Origin of the sequence: Burkholderia sp. AcTa6-5 (genome assembly GCF_017815075.1) — a bacterium.
GTDB classification, from domain to species: Bacteria; Pseudomonadota; Gammaproteobacteria; order Burkholderiales; family Burkholderiaceae; genus Burkholderia; species Burkholderia sola.
Genome location: NZ_JAGIQE010000014.1, coordinates 157,227 through 175,451 on the forward strand (window position 1 = coordinate 157,227; position 18,225 = coordinate 175,451).

The window sequence follows — 18,225 nt, forward strand, 5'->3', positions numbered from 1 at the left end:
CCGTTCTTGCCTGACGAGGCCCGCCGATGAACCGGCCGCCCGAGCGCAGCGGCGCATCCGATGGCACATGGCGTCCCGCCGCGAACCCGTGGCTCATCGCGATCGTCGTCACGCTCGCCGCGTTCATGGAGGTGCTCGACACGACGATCGTCAACGTCGCGCTGCCGCACATCGCCGGCACGATGTCGGCGAGCTACGACGAGGCGACCTGGACGCTCACGTCGTATCTGGTCGCGAACGGCATCGTGCTGCCGATCTCGGGGTTCCTCGGACGCCTGCTCGGCCGCAAGCGCTACTTCCTGCTGTGCATCGCCGCGTTCACCGTGTGCTCGTTCCTGTGCGGCGTCGCGACCAACCTCGGCGAACTGATCGTGTTCCGCGTGCTGCAGGGGCTGTTCGGCGGCGGGCTGCAGCCGAACCAGCAGTCGATCATCCTCGATACGTTCCCGCCCGCGCAGCGCAACCGCGCGTTCTCGATCTCGGCGATCGCGATCGTCGTCGCGCCGGTGCTCGGGCCGACGCTCGGCGGCTGGATCACCGACCATTTCTCGTGGCGCTGGGTGTTCCTGCTCAACGTGCCGATCGGCGCGCTGACCGTGCTCGCGGTGATGCAGCTCGTCGAGGATCCGCCGTGGCGGCGCGGCGCCGAACGCGGGATTTCCATCGACTACATCGGCATCGGGCTGATCGCGATCGGGCTCGGCTGCCTGCAGGTGATGCTCGATCGCGGCGAGGACGAGGACTGGTTCGGCTCGAACTTCATCCGCGTCTTCGCCGTGCTGTCCGCGCTCGGGCTGGTCGGCGCGACGCTGTGGCTGCTGCGCACGAAGAAGCCGGTGGTCGACTTGTCGTGCCTGCGCGACCGCAATTTCGCGCTCGGCTGCGTGACGATCGCGACGTTCGCGGCCGTGCTGTACGGCAGCGCGGTGATCGTGCCGCAGCTCGCGCAGCAGCGGCTCGGCTACACGGCGACGCTCGCGGGGCTCGTGCTGTCGCCCGGCGCGCTGCTGATCACGCTCGAGATTCCGCTCGTGAGCCGGCTGATGCCGCACATGCAGACGCGCTATCTGGTCGGGTTCGGCTTCGTGCTGCTGTGCGTTTCGCTGATCTATTCGCGCACGCTGGTGCCGGACATCGACTACACGCACCTGATGATGATCCGCTGCGCGCAGTCGCTCGCGATCGGCTTCATGTTCGTGCCGATCACGACGCTCGCGTACCTGACCGTGCCGCAGCGGCTCAACGACGACGCGTCCGCGCTGTTCACGATGTTCCGCAACGTCGCGGGCTCGATCGGCATCTCGGTTTCGACCGCGCTGATCCGGGAGCGCACGCAGGCGCGCATGGCGCATCTGTCCACGCACATGTCGACGCTGTCGCAGAACTTCCAGGATGCGCTGCAGGAGAACGCGCGCGCGGTGGGCGCGTTGACGGGGGCGCCGCCGTCATCCGCGCTGCAGACGGCCACCGGGCGGCTGTACGAGACGTTCATCGCGCAGGCGACGATCCTCGCGTATATCGACGTGTTCGCGATCCTCGCGGTCTTTTGCGCGTTCAGCATTCCGCTGACGTTCCTGTTCTCGCCGGCGAAGGCCGCGGGCGGCGCGGGAGGGCATTGACATGCGCATGCATCGGAACAATCGTCGCCGCCACCTGATTCGCCCCATCGTGTGCCGCGCGGTGACGCTATTCGCGGGATGCGCGATCGTCGCGGGCTGCACCGTCGGACCCGACTACCAGCCGCCGCAAGCGGACGTCCCGGACATCTGGCATGCGATGCGGGCGGACGGGCAGGCGGCCGCCCCCGCGTCCGGCGTCGCCGCACGGTCGTCGCCGACGGTCGACGCCGATCCCGATCCGCGCTGGTGGCGCGCGTTTGGCGATCCACTGCTCGACCAGCTCGTCGAGCGCGCGGCGCACGACAACCTCGACGTGCAGGCCGCCGTGCTGCGCATCGCGCAGGCGCGCGCGCAGGTGCGGGCCGCTGCCGCACAGGGCTTGCCGGACGTGCGCGCGAACGCGAGCTACCAGCGCGAGCAGCTCGGCCTGAAAGGCATCGTCGAGGAGCAGGGCATCGACCAGCGCGTCGATCGTCTCGGCGCGCCGGGCTCGCCGCTCGACCGGTTCGGGCCGGGCACCGGCGAGAGCGTGCAGCAAGGCGCGCGCGGCGCGCTCGATGCGCTCGAATCGCCGGTCAACCTGTGGCAGGCCGGGTTCGACGCATCGTGGGAGCTGGACCTGTTCGGGCGCGTGCGCCGCTCGGTCGAAGCGGCCGGCGCGCAGACGCGCGCGGCGGTCGCGGGCCGCGACGATGCGCTGCTGTCGCTCGAGGCCGAAGTCGCGCAGACCTATCTGCAACTGCGGGGCGCGCAAGCGCAACGCGCGCTGGCTGACGACCTGCAACGCGCGCAGCGCGAACTGGTCGACCTGACGCGCGAGCAAGCCGCGCACGGTCTCGCGAGCGATCTCGACGTGCGCAGCGCCGAGGCCCGGCTCGCGCAGATCCGCGCGCAACTGCCGCAGTTCGACCAGCAGATCGTGCTGCTGCGCAACGGTCTCGCGTATCTGGTCGGCGGCGCGCCGGGCGCGCTCGACGACTGGCTCGACGCGCCGCGCGCGTTGCCGGACGTGCCGCCGACCGTGCCGGTCGGCCTGCCGTCGACACTCGCGCGCCGACGCCCCGACATCCGTCGCGCGGAGGCCGAGCTGCACGCGGCCACCGCCGACGTCGGCGTCGCGGTCGCGCAGTTCTATCCGGACGTCTCGTTGACCGGGCAGGTCGGCCTGCGCGCATCGCACGTGCGCGAACTCGCGCACTGGTCGCACCTGTTCTATGCGTTCGGGCCGGCCGTATCGCTGCCGATCTTCTCCGGCGGGCAGCTCGTGTCGAACCTGCGGCTGTCGCAGGCGCGCCAGGCCGAAGCGGCGCTCGCTTACCGGCAAGCCGTGCTCGTCGCGCTGCGCGACGTCGACAATGCGCTGGCCGTGTACCGCACCGACCAGGCGCGCGCGGCCGCGCTCGACGACGCGGTGCGGGCCGAACAGGGCGCGCTGGACCTCGCGCGCGATCGATACCGGAAGGGTTTGTCGCCGTTCCTCGACGTACTGGACGCCGATCGGCAATGGTCGGAGGGCCGGCAGCAGGCCGAGCAGGGCGCGTTGCAGACGACGACCGATCTCGTCGCGCTGTACAAGGCGCTCGGCGGTGGATGGCAGGCCGGACCGGATACGGATACCGGTACGGCACGGGCGCAGTAGCCCCGAGCGCGCGCCGGGCATCGCGGGCCGCGCGCTACGCAGCTCGTCCGCTCACGCGCGGCCTCAATCCCACGCGTGCTTGCTGAACTGATAGCCCTTCGAGCGGATGGTCTTGATCCGTTTCGGTTCGTTCGCATCGTCGCGCAGCTTGCGGCGCAGCTTCGAGATGCGGCCGTCGATCGAGCGATCGAGGCCGTCGAACGCGATGCCGCGCAGCAGCAGCGTCAGGTCTTCCCGGCTGACCACCTCGCCGGCGCGGCACGCGAGCGCCCACAGCAGGTCGAATTCGGTCGACGTCAGGCGCGGCATGCTGCCGTCCGGAAGATGCACGCGGCGGTCGGCCCGGTCGATGGAGAACTTGCCGAACACGTATCGCTGCGGCGAATCCGGCACGGGGTCGCCCGTCGGCGCGCGCGTACGCCGCAACTGCGCCTTGATCCGCGCGAGCAGCAGGCGCGGCTCGACCGGCTTGCGGAGAAAGTCGTCCGCGCCGAGTTCCAGGCCGAGCAATTCGTCGAACGGTTCGTCGCGGCCCGTCACCATCATCACGATGCCGTCGTAGTGCATGCGCGCCTCGCGGCAGATCTCGAAGCCGTCCTTGCCCGGCAGATTGACGTCGAGCAGCACGAGGTCGGGGCGGCTCGCGACGATCGCCGGCACCGCGCCGGCGCCGTCGAACAGCGTATCCACTAGGTAATGATGCTTGCGCAGATAATCGGCGATCAGCGCGGACAGCGGGACGTCGTCTTCGACGAGCAGGATTCGGATGGGCATCGCTAAACGAAGGGGCAAACGGGAAGGTGGCGAGCGGTCAGGCCCAGTCCGAGCGCGTCGTAGCCGAAGCGACGTGGATGATACTGCGCAACATTCCAACGGAATGTGGCGAATTCTGAATCGTTCGGTGAGCTTAGCTATGGGGGAATCGCCGCTGCCGGGTGAAACGCGGGGGGGAGCGGGGCAGGGCCGCGCGCGGCCGAAACGGGTCGATGCGAGATCCGGCGCGGCGCTCGCGACGATGCGCGAGCAGGCATCCTTCAGACGAAAACGTTTGCGCCGATGCGCTGTCGCGAACGTCGTTCGCACCGGCCGAACCCAGGCCAGGCAAGGTTAGTCGACATATCATTACAAAATATTACCGACGTCCGGGCATCCTGCTCCCTACAATTCCCGAACCTGACTGACGCGCCTCGCATCGTGCGATCGCCGCTGGTTCCCGAGCGCGTCGACGGCCGGTTTCGACGGCACGTCGCGTCATGCTGCTCGGGTGCGGAACCGGCTGCGCGTGGGTCGAATCGACGCCGCGCCGGCTCCCGACGGGCCCGCAAGCGGACAGTACGAATCATTCACGGGGAAACGAAATGACGCCGTTGCAAGTCGTCCAGCGTCTCGATGCACTCACGCACGCGATCGAAGCCGCGGTGGCGCGTGCCGACTGGAACGAGGCCGTCCGGGCCGCCGAGATGCGTTCGGCGTTTATCGTTGCGCTTGCACCCAATCAACCGGCCGCGGTCGTGTCGGCGCTGATGAAGGTGCAGGAGATGGACGTCAGGATTTCCACGGTCGCGCGCGACACGCTGGAGGCGCTCATCGCGGAGGGCTGGCAAGCGTTGCACGAAACCCGCTTGGCAACGAACGCACTGAGGGCGCAGCAGCGGTTGCCCGATCCGGGCGCGGCGACTACGCGACACTAAGACTCGCTTCCTTCGGTGGTGGAATGAAATTCAAGAAACGCACCGGTCACGTCGATGCAACGCGGTGGTTCGCGGACGGCGACCATGAACGGGTGGAGCGCCGTCACGGCGGGTGGGCGGTCGCGACGCCGGAAGGCTGGCGTTCGGTGAAGCCGGGCGACTGGATCCTGCGCGACGAATGCGGTAACTGCTGGCCGATGGACGACGGCCTCTTCATGCATTGCTACGAACCGGTCGCCGACTGACTCGCCCGCCGGTTCGCCCAACCTATCGACGCTTGCGCGAAAACATCAGCGACTCCGCGTCGTTGAAGCGGATGCGCTGCGGCGCGCCGTAACCGGCTTTCTCCGCGACCCGGATCGACGCGACGTTGGTCGGCGCGATCAGGCACACGCTGCGCTCGAATCGCTGCTGCGCGTCGAGCCATGCGAGCGCGGCCGCGAGCGCCTCGGTCGCATAGCCGTTGCCTTGCGCCCACGTCGCCAGCGCCCAGCCGGCCTCCGGCACGCCGCGAATCGACGGCTCGATGTTGCGGTGGAAATCCGCGAAGCCGAGATCGCCGACATACCGGCCCGACGCTTTTTCCCGAATCGCCCAGTACCCATAGCCGAGCAGCGGCCACAGCCCGCGATACGCGAGCATGCGCATCCACGAGTCGCGCGGCGTGGAAGGCGTGCCGTTGAAGATGTGCGCGACGACGCCGGGCTCCGCCCACATCGCGGCGAGCGCGTCGAAGTCGCCGAGCGGGTGGCCTTCGAGGATCAGGCGTGGCGTGTCGAGAACGGGCGGGGACGAGACGGGTGGCACGGCGCTGATTGTCATCGGGCGTTCCATGAGGAAGGGACGGCGACGCAGGGCGCCGCGCTTGGGTCCCGTACGATACCGCGTAAACGGCGATGCGGACGCAATTCCCCGCCCGCATCGGGGTAGGCATGCGCATCGCGCGGATGGCCGGGGTTCGGCGGTGGCAGGGGTTACTTGCGGCTTTTCAGAAAGGAGCGCCCTTCGGCCGTGATCGACGCGCCGGAGCGCCCGTGCGCGGGATGGCTGACGAACCCGGCGTTGACGAGCTCCCGCGCGATCGACCAGCCGAGCGCCGGCGCGTCGCGGCCGTAGCGAACATCGGCGAGGCGTTCGAGCGCCCAGATCGCGGAGGCCGACAGATTGGGGGTGTTGGGCGTGAGAGTCTCGTTCATCGCTTCCTCGTGAAATGGCGTTTCGGGATGGACGGCGCGTGGCCGCCGGATCGGCGGCGCACGCGTCAGCTTGCTTGCAGCAACGGCAGCAGCGCGTGCAGCGCCGCTTCCTCGTCGGGGCCGGTGGCGAGCACCTGCGCCGACGTGCCGCCGTGAACCTGCAGCGACGCGATCGCGCCGCTGTCTTTTGCGTTGCAGCGGTGCCCGTTCGCGATCAGCTGGATGTCGCTGTCGAAACGGCGTGCCGCGTCGACCGCCGCGTCGCGCGCGGCGCGGCCGCGATTGCGGTTCCATGCGGGGCCGATTTCAACGTACACAACGGTTGCCACGATGCTGGAAAGCCTCCGGACAGGTGGGCGGGGCGGTGCGCGACATGCACGGTGCACGGTTGCGCACGTGTTGCGGACATCGGGCGGCCGGCATGTCACGATTTCCCGCAGGGTCGCGGGGCGCCGGCCGGGCGGATTGCGCGCGCCATTCGGCGCGAACGTGCCGACATCCGCTGCGAAGGCGCATTCAAGTTCGCGGATTGTCGGAAGTGGACGATTATAATGCATCCGCCAGATCATGTGAATTGCATTATAATGCCGTGTGCGCCGATGCCGGCCCGCCGCACTGCCGGCGGAGCGAGTCGCCGCGCCTCCGGGCGCGCAACGTGCTCGCCCGGCATCGTCGATCGACCCGAACCCCTCCCCGAATGGAAGCCGCAATGAACGCCCCTGCCTGCCCGCAATGCGCGATGGAAAACACTTACCCGGACGGCGCGCTGACCGTGTGCGCGGACTGCGGCCATGAATGGTCGGCCGACGCCGGCGCCGAGGCCGGCGACGAACCGGCGGGCGACGTCGTCAAGGACGCGAACGGCAACGTGCTGTCGGACGGCGATTCGGTCGTGCTGATCAAGGACTTGCGCGTGAAGGGTTCGTCGATCACGCTGAAGATGGGCACCAAGGTCAAGAGCATCCGGCTCGTCGGCGGCGATCACGAGGTCGACTGCAAGACCGACATGGGCGGCTTCATGCTGAAGGCGTGCTACCTGAAGAAGGTCTGAGCGCACGGTCCAGGCGACCGTTGCATCCGCGTTTTCATTCGCTGCTTTTTCAGCCGCTGCTTGTCAGCCGATTACCCGCACATGGCCGAGGATCGAACTTCCTACGACGCGTTCGTCAGGTTCCTGGCGACGCCGCTGAACGACGGCCGGCCGTTCGTGCTGGAGACGCAGCACGCGGTCTCGCTGCACTTCGATCATCTCGGCACCCAGAGCTTCATGTCGCTGCGCGATCCGGTGCGGCTCGCGCTCGGCTATACGCGCGTGATGATGGGCTTTCTGCTGTTGCAGCCCGAGCCCGCGCACATCTGCATGCTCGGGCTCGGCGGCGGGTCGCTCGCGAAGTACTGCTACCGCCACCTGCCCGGCACGTCGATCGACGCGGTCGAGATCAATCCGGACGTGATCGCGCTGCGCGACGTGTTCAGGATTCCTGCCGACGACGCGCGCTTTCGCGTGGTATGCGCCGACGGCGCCGATCATCTGGAGCGGGCGGATGTGCGCACGGATGTGATCCTGCACGATGCATTCGTCGCCGACGGCATGCGCGGCCGCTGTACGGGCGGCACATTTCTCGATGCGTGCCGCGCGCGCTTGAGCGAAGCCGGCGTGCTCGCGATCAACTTCATGGACGACGATCCGGCATTGCCGCAGCACCTCGAGCAGTTGCGATCGGTATTCGGCTCGTCGTATGCGCTGGTGCCGTGCGGCGACGACAACAACTTCGTTGCATTCGCATGGAAGGACGGCAGCCGGCTGCCGTCGCTGCGTATCCTGCTGGAGCGGGCGCTTGCGTGCCCGCAGGCGGGAGAACTGAAGCTGGCCGCCACCGCGAGGCGCATGAAGCACGGCGAGGGCATCGATCCGCGACGGCTGGTGTGGCGTGCGCAATCGCACGAACGTTGGGAGATCGGCGCGTGATGGTGACGGAGGTGGCGGCGGCCGTGGCTACCGCGCCGACGCCGCGCGCCTTTGCGGCCGCGCTTACTTCACGCGCTTGCCGATCGCGCTGCGAGTCTTGTACGTGACGCCGTGCCGGTCGAGATATTCGCGGATCAACTGCCGCACGACTTGCGACGGCGTAAGATCCTGCTCCGCGCAGAGCATCTCGAAGGCTTCCTTCTTCGCGGGATCGATCAGGACGGTCAGGCGGGCGGTTTTCGTTTCCATGACGGGGCGAGAGTGATCAGTATGTTAATCAAATTATAATCGATGCGCTGTCGGCTCGAGCTCCGGAAGCGCCCAAGTGCCGCCCGTGGCACACGATCAGCGCTTGGTGCGCAGCAGCGCGAACAGGTCGTCGAGCACCGGCACGATCGCGAGCGTGACGAGTACCGCGGCGAGCGGCACGGTCGATACGTAGCCCACGTGCTTGAAGCCGATGGCGCCGGCCAGGCCGCCGACGAAGAACGACGCGAGCATCGTCGCGTGTATCCTCAGTTTCGAACGGTTGGCGATCACCGCATGCGCGTCGACGTCGATGGCCGACCGATTCCAGTAGAACAGCTTGCCGAGCTCGATGCCGAGATCGGTCACGATGCCGGTGATGTGCGTCGTGCGGATTTCCGCGCCGGACAGCTTCGTGATCGTCGCGTTCTGCAGCCCCATGATGAAGCACAGCAGCGTCACGGTCACCGGCACGAAGAACGTTTCCCACAGCGCGAGATGGCTGCCGAGCAGTCCGAACAGCAACAGCAGCGCGGCCTCGACCAGCAGCGGCAGCATGAACTGGCTGTGCAGCCCGCGGCGGCGCCCCCAGTTGACGAGGATCGCCGAGCAACTGGCGCCGATCAGGAACGACCCCAGCGAACTGATGCCGGCGAGCGCGAGCCGCACGTCGCCGAGCGCCGTCTGGTCGGCGATCGCCGATACGATGCCGCTCATGTGCGACGTGTATTGCTTGACCGCGAGAAAGCCGCCGGCATTGGCCGCGCCGGCGACGAACGCGAGCGAAAACCCGAGCTGGCGGTTCGCGGTCGCGCTGCGGTGTTTTCCCGTCAGGGTTCGAAAGTACTGCGCTGGCATAAGGGCTTCGCTCGATCGTCGCGGATTCGCGGGTACAGGCGGAAAACCGGTGCGGATGGCGTGACGGGCACGCTGCTTGCACCGGATCCCGGGGCTGTCGAATCATGTGATGAACATGATAATGTCATTATCATACTCTGTTGGCAGGATGGTGCTTTCAGTACAATGATGCAACGCGCGGCGGCTGGCGGTTTCGACGCCGCGCGGCGCTCGCTCACTCGCGATTCCCTTCTGCTCACCGCTTCATGACCCCGATCAAGTTCATCCTTCGCTACACGGCGATCCCGTTCACGGCCATCGTCGCCGTGGTGATCTGGACCGTCATACCTTCGTCGAAAGAGATCGATGCGAGACAATATGCGGCGCTGTCGCGCGGGTACGCAAGTTTCCCGCTGCCGTTTCGGCGCGAGATCTCGGACACGATGGAACACGGCACGATCAACGACCGGCGCTACCAGGCGCTCGTGCGCGATTCGCTCGGCAACGGCGTCGCGCTGGACTGGCCGGCATCGGGTGTCGGCGGCGTCGCCGACGAGCGGCAAAAACTGGCCGAACTGATTCAGGCCGATTCGGATCTTCAAAGGCAACGGCAATGAAAACCCTGCTGGTTTCTGTGGCATTCGCGATGATCATCGCGAGCCTGATCTTCGCGCTGTACTTCATGAATCACGATCGCGGCAAATCCAAGCGGATGGCGTGGTCGCTCGCCGCGCGCGTCGGGTTGTCGGTCACGCTGTTTCTGTCGCTGCTGATCGCGTACAAGCTCGGCTGGATCGAACCGACCGGGTTGCCGATCGGGCGGTGACGCGCGGTTGTCGCGCGGGCGGCGGCGCGCGTCGCCGTGAATACCGACCGCGTCGAGTCCTTCGCCGATGATCCAGCCGACCGGATAGCGCGGGTCGAACGAACCGTACGGGTCCCGCGCGATCCGTTGCAGCCGTGTACGGCGGGCGCGCCGCCGCTGCACGGGCTCGGCCGGCCGGACCGGGAAGACCTGCTGCTCAGCGGCTTGCTGCCCGAGTTGCGGCGGCGCGATCTGCTCGATACCGACCATATGGGCGGCGATTTCCGCGCGAATCTGGAACTGCCGGCGTTGCGGCGCGAGGCCGTGGCGGCGTGAACGACGGATGAACCGCGTACCGTGCCGGACGTCGAACGGTACGCGGTTGCGCGCATATCGCGCGATCAGATATCCATCGAAAAAATAACCATTTGGTACACGCTTCGGCGCGCATTACAGTCACGCCTCCTGCCGGCTGCAACGCCGGTCGTTCCGACGTTATTCCAGAAATGCGCCACATGAATCGTTTGATGCGTTCCGGGGGCCGCCGTGTCGCGGCCGCGCTGTTCGTGCTCGGCCTTGCGCCGGTTTCCCGTGCGGCCCAGCCGACGGTGCGCGTCGGCATCGACGCCGAGTCGTATCCGCCGTTCTTTTCGAAGGATGCCTCCGGCAAGTGGAAGGGCTGGGAAATCGACGTGCTCGAGGCCGCGTGCGGCAAGCTGAACGTGCGCTGCGAGCTTACCGACATTGCGTGGGACGGCCTGATTCCGGCGTTGCAGAACCGCAAGATCGACGTGATCTGGTCGTCGATGACGATCACCGGTGAGCGGCAGAAAGCCATCGATTTCAGCCGCGCGTATTACGAATCGCCGACCGTGTTCGTCGGTGCGAAAAGCGACCGGCGCCGCGTCGACTGCGCGGTGCCCGCCACCTTCAAGGGCCGCGTGATCGGCGTCGAGGCCGGCACGAACTTCTCGGCGTTCCTCGATGCCCGCTTCAAGCAGGATGCGCAGATCAAGGCGTTCGACAAGTTCGACAATGCGCTCGCGGATCTGGTGTCCGGTCGCGTCGACTACGTGCAGGAAGGCAAGGGGCTGTTCACGGCGTTCCTCGCGTCGCGCGACGGCAAGGACTTCGAGGTCAAGGCCACGTGCGCGGACAATCCGGTGTTGGGGCTCGGCATCGGCGCGGGTGTGCGGCATGGCGATGCGCTGCGCGGCAAGCTGTCGACCGCGATCGCGCAACTGCAGCAGGACGGCACGTGGGATGCGATCACCGCCCGCTATCCGAACCTGAAAGGCACGATCGAGAAGGGTCGCTGAGCGCATGGCCGGCGACGATTCGCTGCTCGCGTTGCTCGCATTCGGCGACGGCGGTTATGGCCGCGTGTTCGCGGGCGCGTTCGCGCTGACATTCGGCGTCGCGGCGGCATCGTTCTGCACCGGCGTGCTGCTCGGCATCGCCGGCGCGCTCGGCAAGCTGTCGCGATACGCGGCGCTCGTGTGGCTGGCGCGCCTCTACACGACGCTCGTGCGCGCGCTGCCCGAGCTGTTGTGCCTGCTGCTCGCGTTCTACGCGGTCGCACCGGCCATCGAGAACGCGCTGCGCGGCAGCGGCATCGTGTCCGGCGACTTCGCGTTCGATCCGTTCGTCGTCGCCGCGCTGTCGCTCGGTTTCATCCAGGGTGCGTATCTCGCCGACATCTTCCGCGCGGCGCTCGTCAACGTGCCGGTCGGTGAGATCGAAGCAGCGCACGCGTACGGGATGACGCCCTGGCAGACGTTCGCGCGCATCCGGCTCCCCGCCGCCGCGCGGCTCGCGCTGCCGGGCGTCGGCAACGTGTGGCTGAACGCGACCAAGGACGCGTCGTTCATCAGCGTGCTCGGTTCGTTCACGGATCTGCTGAAGGCGAGCCAGCTCGCGGCCGGTGCGACGCGGCACTACGTCTTCTTCTATCTGGTCACGGCCGCACTGTTCCTGCTGCTGAGCATCACGTCGACCGGCATTTTCGCGGCGCTCGAACGGTATGCGAATCGCGGCACGAGGCGCGCGACGACATGATCTTCTCGCTGCCTTTTCTGCTCGACACGGTGATGCCGAAGCTGCTCGCCGCGGTGCCGACCACGCTCGCGCTGACGTTTTTGTCGGGCGCGGCCAGCGTGCTGCTGGGCGTGCCGCTCGCGCTCGCCGCCGGTGCACGCCATCCGCCGCTGCGCTGGTCCGCGCGCGGCTGGCTCATGCTGATCCGCGGCACGCCGCTGCTCGTTCAGCTCTATCTGCTGTACTACGGATTCGGGCAGATCGTTCCGCGCGAATGGATGCGCGACAGCTGGGCGTCGCCGCTGCTGCGCGACGCGTTCTGGTACGCGATCGTCGCGTTGAGCGTGAACGAGAGCGCGTACGTCGCGACGATCCTGCGCGGCGCGATCGCCGGCGTGCCGGCCGGCGAGATCGAGGCCGGCCATGCCTACGGGATGACGCGCATGCAGGTGCTGCGCCGCATCGTCGGGCCGCGTGCATGGCGGCTTGCGCTGCCTGCGCTCACCGGCGAGGCAATCCTGCTGCTGAAATCGACCGTCCTCGCGTCGACCGTGACCGTGTTCGACGTAATGGGCACGGCCAATACGCTGCGCTTCGAGACGTTGCGCGTGTACGAACCGCTGGCCGGCGCGGCGATCGTCTATGTCGTGCTGGTCGCGCTGCTGACCATTCCCGCCGCCCGTCTCGAGAAGCGCATCAATCGCTACCTGACGCGCACGCCCGACGACCGCGTGTCCGCACCGCGCGGCCGCGCGTCGTCGGCCGCGTGGGCGGCACCCAACTGATTTCTTGCCTGGTACCGATTTCGACGATGTCCGATCCTCGCCCCTTGCTGTTTTCCCTGTACGAACAAGCCAGTGTCGGCTGCGGCGGCGCGCCGAGCCTGTGGACCCATCCCGCCGACGAGCGGCTGCGCGCGAATACGCTCCCGTTCTGGTCGAACCTCGCGCGCACGGCCGAGCAGGCCGATCTCGACATGCTGTTCTTCGCGGACGTGCTCGGCCTGTACGACGTCTATGGCGGGTCGGCCGACGCCGCGGTGCAGTGGGCGGTCGAGGCGCCCGCGAACGATCCGATGATGCTGATTCCGGCGCTCGTCGCGCAGACCGAGCGGCTCGCGTTCGGCGTGACGGCGAGCACGACGTACGAGCATCCGTTCGCGCTCGCGCGCCGCTTCAGCACGCTCGATCATCTGAGCAACGGCCGGATCGGCTGGAACATCGTGACGTCCTACCTGACGAGCGCGGCGCGCAACTTCGGGCTCGACCGGATGATCGGCCATGACGAACGCTATGCGCGCGCGGAGGAATTTCTCGACGTCGTCTACAAACTGTGGGAAGGAAGCTGGGCGGACGACGCGGTCGTCGCCGACAAGCACGCGCCGCGCTATGCGCGTGGCGACCGCGTGCGGCCAATCGCGCATGAAGGCAGGCATTACCGCGTGCAGGGGCCGCACGTCTGTGCGCCGTCGCCGCAGCGCTCGCCCGTACTGATCCAGGCCGGCTGGTCGGGGCGCGGGCGCGAGTTCGCGGCGAAGCACGCGGAAGTGGTGTTCGTCGCGAAGTCGAATCCGCACGAGATTCGCGCGGGCCTCGACGAGATTCGCCGGCGCGCGGCCGAGCGCGGCCGCGCGGCGGACGACGTGAAGTCGCTGACGGTGCTGCGGATCGTGACCGCGCGCTCGTCGGGCGACGCGAAGGAGAAATATCACACGCTGCAGCAGCACTATCACCAGCACGCGCAGCTCGTCAGCTATGCAGGCGACACCGGCATCGACATCGACCGCTATGCGGACGACGAACCGCTGACGACGCAGACGGAAGGGCTGACGTCCTACGTGGTGCGGCCGGATGGCAGCGGCAAGCCGCTCACCGCCGGCGACGTGCGGCGCAAGTTCGCGAGCGTCACGCGCGGCACCGACCTGATCCTCGTCGGCTCCCCCGACGAAGTCGCGGACCAGCTCGCCGAGCATGCGCGGCAGTCGACGACGAGCGGCTACATGCTCAATCCGCTGATCAGCCCGGGCACGCTCGACGATTTCGCCGAACTGATCGTGCCGGAACTGAAAAAGCGCGGCCTGTACCGGACGTCGCCGGCGGGCGGCACCTTCCGTTCCCGGCTGAGCGGGCGCGACCGCCTGCCGGACACGGCCCATGGCGCGTCGTTCCGGTTTCCCGTGCCTGAAGCGGGCTGACCAGCCGATCGATACCGGGCGATCCTCAGCGGAGTTGCATGACATGACCGATGACGTACTGTTCCTGCTGCAACCGCATCGTGCCGACCGGAACCGTCCGGCATGAATCGCGCGACGAACGAAACCGTGGACGCGACGCGGCGCGAAGATCGCCCCCGTCGATCGGCGTTGCCGCCCGTCCTGAGCGCCACGGGCATCGCGAAGCGTTTCGACGCGACCGTCGCACTGTCGGCGCTCGACCTGTCGATCGGCGCCGGCGAAGTCGTCGCGTTGATGGGCGCGAACGGCGCGGGCAAGTCGACCTTCGTCAAGATCCTGAGCGGTGCGCTGCACGCGGACGGCGGCACGCTGACGCTGCGCGGCGAACCGTATCGGCCGGCGTCGCCGCACGCGGCCAAGCGGCTCGGTGTCGCGACCGTGCACCAGTCGGTGGCCGATGCAGTCGTGCCGACGCTGTCGATCGCGGACAACCTGCTGCTCGACCGGCTGTGCGATCCGGCGTCGCCGTGGCGCGTGCCGCCGGCAGCTCGCCGCGACGCGGCACGATCGCTCGCCGCGCGGGTCGGGCTCGACGTCGACCTGGCGGCGCCGCTCGCCGCGCTGTCGCTGGCCGACCAGCAACGTGTGACGCTGGCGCGTGCGCTGGCCGGGCAACCGTCGTTGCTGATTCTCGACGAGCCGACCGCGAGCCTGTCCGCGGCGGAGGCCGAGCGGCTGTTCGTGCTGGCGGACGCGTTGCGCCGCGATGGCGTCGCCATCCTGCTGGTATCGCATCGGCTCGGCGATTTGCGCCGCATCGCCGATCGCGCGGCGATCGTCCGCGACGGCCGGATCGTCGCCGATCTGGCCGCGCCGATCGATTTCGACGCCGCGGTGGAAACGATGATCGGGCGGCCCTTGCCGCGTGCGCGTGCAGCAGCGCCGGAGCGTGCCGGGCGGGTCGAATCCGCAGGCGTGGTCGGCTCAGGCTTCAGCGCGCGGCAGGTCCGGCTGACGCCGACCGGCACGCCGTTCGACCTCGACGTGCGGCGCGGCGAGATCGTCGCGATCGCGGGCCCCGTCGGCGGCGGCAAATCGCGCTTCGCGCGGACGATCTTCGGCGCGGTGCGGGCGGCGGCCGGCGAGATGACGCTCGACGGCCGGCCGTGGCGGCCACGTTCGCCGGCGGACGCGATTCGCGCCGGCGTATTCCTGGCCGGCGAGGACCGCTGGCGCACGTCGCTGTTCCCCGACAGCGTCCCGTTCGCATCGATCGCGGGCACGATCGGCTTTCCGTTCCTGTCGCGCTGGTTCGCGAGCGGCGCGGTGCGCCGAGCGCGCGAACGCACGGCCGCCGCGGCGGCGATCGCGCGGTTCGGCATTCGCTGCGAGGGGCCCGACGATCGCGTCGCGCACCTGTCCGGCGGCAACCAGCAGAAGGTCGTGCTCGCGCGCTGGCACGCCGAACCGGCGCGGCTGTTGCTGCTCGACGAGCCGTTCCAGGGCATCGATGCGGGCGCGCGCGCCGATATCGTCGATACGCTGCGGCGTCATGCGCATGAGCGCGCGACGATCGTGTTCGTCAGCGATCTCGAGGAAGCCGCCGAGATCGCCGATCGTATCGTGCGGTTCGATCGCGCGACGCTCGATTGCCAGCCTCCGACTTCTTCCATCGTGCGTGCCTGCTCATGAAACCCGTGACTTCTTCCGCTGACCGTCATGCGGCATCCGTCCAACGTTCGTCGCGCCCCTGGCCGGTCCGTCTCCGCGATGCGCTCGAACGGACCGGCATCCTGCTCGTGCTGGCGATCCTCGCGGTCGTGTTCGCGCGCAAGGAGCCCGCGTTCCTGAACCTCGACAATCTGTTCAGCATCCTGCAGGCGGTGTCGATCGTCGCGTTGCTCGGCATCGGCGTGACGGTCACGCTCGCGGCCGGCGGTTTCGACCTGTCGGTCGGCAGCATGGCCGCGACCGCGCAGATGGCCGCGAGCTACGTGCTGGTCGTCTGGCACGGCAGCGCGTGGGCTGCCGTGATCGCCTGCGTCGCGCTTGGCGTGGCCGCCGGCTTGTTCAACGGCTTGCTGATCACGCGGCTGCGCGTGCCCGACCAGCTCGCGACGCTCGGCACGCTGTTCCTGCTGGCCGGCCTGCAGTTGATTCCGACCGGCGGCCGTTCGCTCGCGACCGGCTCCGTGCTGCCGGACGGCACCGACGCCACCGGCGTGTTCCCCAACGCGTTCCTCGCGCTCGGCCGCCTGCGCGTGTTCGACGTCGTACCGTTGCCGGTGCTGCTGCTGGCGGCCGTGACGGTGCTGGCCTGCATCACGATGGAAGCGACGCGCTGGGGCCGCGTGATCTACGCGATCGGCGGCAACGAAACGGCCGCGCGGCTGGCCGGTGCGCCGGCCGCGCGCTACCGTGTCGCCGCGTACGTCGTGTCGGGCGCGATCGCGTCGCTGGGCGGCGTGCTGATCGCCGCGCGAGTTGGCCGCGGCGACGTGAGTGCGGGCCACTCGCTGCTGCTCGACGCGGTGGCGGCCGCGCTGATCGGTTACGCGGTGTGGGGCGCGAAGCGGCCCAACGTGTTCGGCACGGTCGTCGGCGCGGTGTTCGTCGGCGTGTTGCTCAACGGGCTGACGATGCTGAACGCTCCCTACTATATGCAGGACTTCATCAAGGGCGTGCTCCTCGTGCTCGCCCTCGCGTTTACGTTCGGCATCGGTCGCCGTACGGATGCCCGGGCGTGACGGTGAGGGCGTCAAGACTCGGTTCCTGCGTCCAAGGGGTCGAAGAATCTTCAAGCTGGACCGTTTGTTATCCAAAGTAATATCGATTGCCGAATCGGTCGGTTTGAGTTCGCGTGCCGTGCTGATAGATTGAGCCGATATCGTCCTGTACGGAGACAGACACGCCATGCGCTCGTTGCTTCGCCGAAAGTCGCGCCTCGAACCGAAACTCGGAGCACTCGTATTGGGCGCCGCACTCGCGCTCGGTATGCCCGCGGCACACGCCGGCCCGCTCAAGGGCGCGCCCGCACCGTTCGACAAGGGCGGCGTGAAGATCGCGCTCGTCAACTACCTGTCGACCGGCGATTTCTTCCAGGCCTACGAAGCCGGCGCGCAGAAGCAGGCACGCGCGCTCGGCGTCGATCTGCGCATCTACGAAGGGCGGCAGGACGCGGCCGAACAGCGCGAGCAGATTCAGCAGGCAATCAACATCGGCGTGTCCGCGATCATCGTCAATCACGGCTTGCCGGAATCGTTGAAGGACGTCGTTCAGCGTGCGCTCGACAAAGGCATCAAGGTCGTCGCGTTCGACGTCGATCTCGCCAATCCGAAGGTGCCGCAGATCGAGCAGAACGATCGCGACCTCGCGAACCTGCTGCTCGATCAGGCGGTGAAGGACAACGGCGACGCGTTCTCGGCAGGGTATGTGTACGTGGCCGGATTCGCGCCGCTCGACCGGCGCGATGCCGCGTGGCGCGATTTCAAGCGCGCGCACCCGCAGGTTCGGGAAAAGGCGCGCTGGGGCACCGTCGACAATCCGATCGCGCAGTCGGTCGCGAACCAGGCGGCGGCCGTGTATCGCGCGAATCCGGACATTCGCGTCGTGTTCGCGCCGTACGACGAATTCGCGCGCGGCGCGAAGCTCGCGGCCGACGAGGCCCGGCTGTCGTCGAAGCTGCGCATCTACAGCGCGGACGTGTCGACGGCCGACATCGAGGCCATCCGCGCGCCGAACAGCGCATGGGTCGCGACGGCCGCGACCAATCCGGCGGTCGTCGGCGCGGTGTCGGTGCGGGCCGCGGCGCTGCTGGTCGCCGGGCAAAACCCGGGCGCGCGCATCGCGGTCAAGCCGACGCTGATCACGCGCGACGATCTCGTGAAGAACGACATTCATACCGTGGCCGAACTCGGCGCGAAGTTCCCGGCGTTCCGCACGAGCGACGCGGCGACGGCCGCGTGGATTCCGGCGATCGACTGATCGCTTCGGCGCGCAGCGAACCGATCCGT

Annotated in this window: 22 protein-coding genes; 16 read left to right on the forward strand and 6 right to left on the reverse strand. The window is 68.2% G+C overall.

Translation table 11 applies throughout. From position 1 onward, the window contains the following. The first annotated feature begins 26 nt into the window (after nt 1–26). Together J8I33_RS20075 and J8I33_RS20080 are read left to right on the forward strand one after the other, a co-directional pair. Nucleotides 27–1,619 (forward strand): DHA2 family efflux MFS transporter permease subunit, encoded by a 1,593-nt coding sequence (locus J8I33_RS20075; RefSeq protein WP_209938908.1) that lies wholly within the window; start codon nt 27–29, stop codon nt 1,617–1,619. 7 nt (nt 1,620–1,626) lie between these two features. Then, nucleotides 1,627–3,258, forward strand: a complete 1,632-nt coding sequence (locus J8I33_RS20080) for an efflux transporter outer membrane subunit (protein WP_245172238.1) — start codon at nt 1,627–1,629, stop codon at nt 3,256–3,258. Nucleotides 3,259–3,321: 63 nt separating this feature from the next. Here the strand turns inward: J8I33_RS20080 and J8I33_RS20085 are convergent, their stop codons facing one another. Further along, nucleotides 3,322–4,032: a response regulator gene (locus tag J8I33_RS20085; protein ID WP_209938916.1), complete on the reverse strand. Its 711-nt coding sequence runs from the start codon at nt 4,030–4,032 to the stop codon at nt 3,322–3,324. A 584-nt stretch (nt 4,033–4,616) separates the two neighbouring features. Here J8I33_RS20085 and J8I33_RS20090 point away from each other — a divergent pair. Then, nucleotides 4,617–4,949: a hypothetical protein gene (locus J8I33_RS20090; RefSeq protein ID WP_209938918.1), complete on the forward strand. Its 333-nt coding sequence runs from the start codon at nt 4,617–4,619 to the stop codon at nt 4,947–4,949. A gap of 23 nt (nt 4,950–4,972) precedes the next feature. Then, nucleotides 4,973–5,194, forward strand: coding sequence for a hypothetical protein (locus J8I33_RS20095; RefSeq protein WP_050017809.1), 222 nt, complete (start codon nt 4,973–4,975; stop codon nt 5,192–5,194). A gap of 22 nt (nt 5,195–5,216) precedes the next feature. Here J8I33_RS20095 and J8I33_RS20100 read toward each other — a convergent pair whose 3' ends face one another. The 3 genes from J8I33_RS20100 to J8I33_RS34530 all read right to left on the reverse strand — a co-directional run bounded on the left by J8I33_RS20100 (nt 5,217) and on the right by J8I33_RS34530 (nt 6,714). After that, nucleotides 5,217–5,783, reverse strand: a complete 567-nt coding sequence (locus J8I33_RS20100; protein ID WP_050017810.1) for a GNAT family N-acetyltransferase — start codon at nt 5,781–5,783, stop codon at nt 5,217–5,219. 140 nt (nt 5,784–5,923) lie between these two features. Continuing rightward, nucleotides 5,924–6,145, reverse strand: a complete 222-nt coding sequence (locus tag J8I33_RS20105; protein WP_050017811.1) for a hypothetical protein — start codon at nt 6,143–6,145, stop codon at nt 5,924–5,926. A 65-nt stretch (nt 6,146–6,210) separates the two neighbouring features. Next, nucleotides 6,211–6,714 (reverse strand): HPr family phosphocarrier protein, encoded by a 504-nt coding sequence (locus tag J8I33_RS34530; RefSeq protein WP_245172240.1) that lies wholly within the window; start codon nt 6,712–6,714, stop codon nt 6,211–6,213. A gap of 140 nt (nt 6,715–6,854) precedes the next feature. Between J8I33_RS34530 and J8I33_RS20115 the strand changes: the two genes are divergently transcribed. Further along, on the forward strand, nt 6,855–7,196 hold the full coding sequence (locus J8I33_RS20115; RefSeq protein ID WP_006489167.1) for a zinc ribbon domain-containing protein YjdM: 342 nt from the start codon (nt 6,855–6,857) through the stop codon (nt 7,194–7,196). An 81-nt stretch (nt 7,197–7,277) separates the two neighbouring features. Further along, complete coding sequence (locus J8I33_RS20120; protein WP_209938919.1) at nt 7,278–8,114, forward strand: spermidine synthase; 837 nt, start codon at nt 7,278–7,280, stop codon at nt 8,112–8,114. A gap of 63 nt (nt 8,115–8,177) precedes the next feature. On the opposite strand, the gene J8I33_RS20125 is transcribed toward J8I33_RS20120, so the two are convergent. Together J8I33_RS20125 and J8I33_RS20130 are read right to left on the reverse strand one after the other, a co-directional pair. Next, the gene (locus tag J8I33_RS20125) at nt 8,178–8,363 is read right to left on the reverse strand and encodes a ribbon-helix-helix protein, CopG family (RefSeq protein ID WP_006489181.1); all 186 of its coding nucleotides are present in this window, start codon (nt 8,361–8,363) and stop codon (nt 8,178–8,180) included. Between the two features lie 96 nt (nt 8,364–8,459). Beyond that, the gene (locus J8I33_RS20130; protein WP_050017814.1) at nt 8,460–9,218 is read right to left on the reverse strand and encodes a YoaK family protein; all 759 of its coding nucleotides are present in this window, start codon (nt 9,216–9,218) and stop codon (nt 8,460–8,462) included. A 245-nt stretch (nt 9,219–9,463) separates the two neighbouring features. Between J8I33_RS20130 and J8I33_RS20135 the strand changes: the two genes are divergently transcribed. The 10 genes from J8I33_RS20135 (at nt 9,464) to J8I33_RS20180 (ending at nt 18,196) form a co-directional block, all read left to right on the forward strand. Next, nucleotides 9,464–9,814, forward strand: coding sequence for a hypothetical protein (locus J8I33_RS20135; RefSeq protein ID WP_050017815.1), 351 nt, complete (start codon nt 9,464–9,466; stop codon nt 9,812–9,814). Next, nucleotides 9,811–10,023 (forward strand): twin transmembrane helix small protein, encoded by a 213-nt coding sequence (locus J8I33_RS20140; RefSeq protein WP_006489184.1) that lies wholly within the window; start codon nt 9,811–9,813, stop codon nt 10,021–10,023. Before J8I33_RS20135 ends, J8I33_RS20140 begins: the two co-directional genes overlap by 4 nt. 36 nt (nt 10,024–10,059) lie before the next feature. Further along, the gene (locus J8I33_RS34535) at nt 10,060–10,338 is read left to right on the forward strand and encodes a hypothetical protein (RefSeq protein WP_245172242.1); all 279 of its coding nucleotides are present in this window, start codon (nt 10,060–10,062) and stop codon (nt 10,336–10,338) included. A gap of 179 nt (nt 10,339–10,517) precedes the next feature. After that, on the forward strand, nt 10,518–11,321 hold the full coding sequence (locus J8I33_RS20150; RefSeq protein ID WP_209938921.1) for a transporter substrate-binding domain-containing protein: 804 nt from the start codon (nt 10,518–10,520) through the stop codon (nt 11,319–11,321). Nucleotides 11,322–11,325: 4 nt separating this feature from the next. Further along, nucleotides 11,326–12,060, forward strand: coding sequence for an ABC transporter permease subunit (locus J8I33_RS20155; RefSeq protein ID WP_209924399.1), 735 nt, complete (start codon nt 11,326–11,328; stop codon nt 12,058–12,060). Beyond that, the gene (locus J8I33_RS20160; RefSeq protein WP_209938924.1) at nt 12,057–12,824 is read left to right on the forward strand and encodes an ABC transporter permease subunit; all 768 of its coding nucleotides are present in this window, start codon (nt 12,057–12,059) and stop codon (nt 12,822–12,824) included. Before J8I33_RS20155 ends, J8I33_RS20160 begins: the two co-directional genes overlap by 4 nt. A 26-nt stretch (nt 12,825–12,850) precedes the next feature. Beyond that, complete coding sequence (locus tag J8I33_RS20165) at nt 12,851–14,233, forward strand: NtaA/DmoA family FMN-dependent monooxygenase (RefSeq protein WP_050017820.1); 1,383 nt, start codon at nt 12,851–12,853, stop codon at nt 14,231–14,233. Nucleotides 14,234–14,335: 102 nt separating this feature from the next. Continuing rightward, a complete protein-coding gene (locus J8I33_RS20170) occupies nt 14,336–15,904 on the forward strand; it encodes a sugar ABC transporter ATP-binding protein (RefSeq protein WP_209938926.1) in 1,569 nt (522 codons plus the stop codon). Beyond that, complete coding sequence (locus J8I33_RS20175) at nt 15,901–16,959, forward strand: ABC transporter permease (protein ID WP_209938928.1); 1,059 nt, start codon at nt 15,901–15,903, stop codon at nt 16,957–16,959. Before J8I33_RS20170 ends, J8I33_RS20175 begins: the two co-directional genes overlap by 4 nt. Before the next feature lie 166 nt (nt 16,960–17,125). After that, complete coding sequence (locus J8I33_RS20180; protein ID WP_124593653.1) at nt 17,126–18,196, forward strand: substrate-binding domain-containing protein; 1,071 nt, start codon at nt 17,126–17,128, stop codon at nt 18,194–18,196. Nucleotides 18,197–18,225 lie beyond the last annotated feature (29 nt).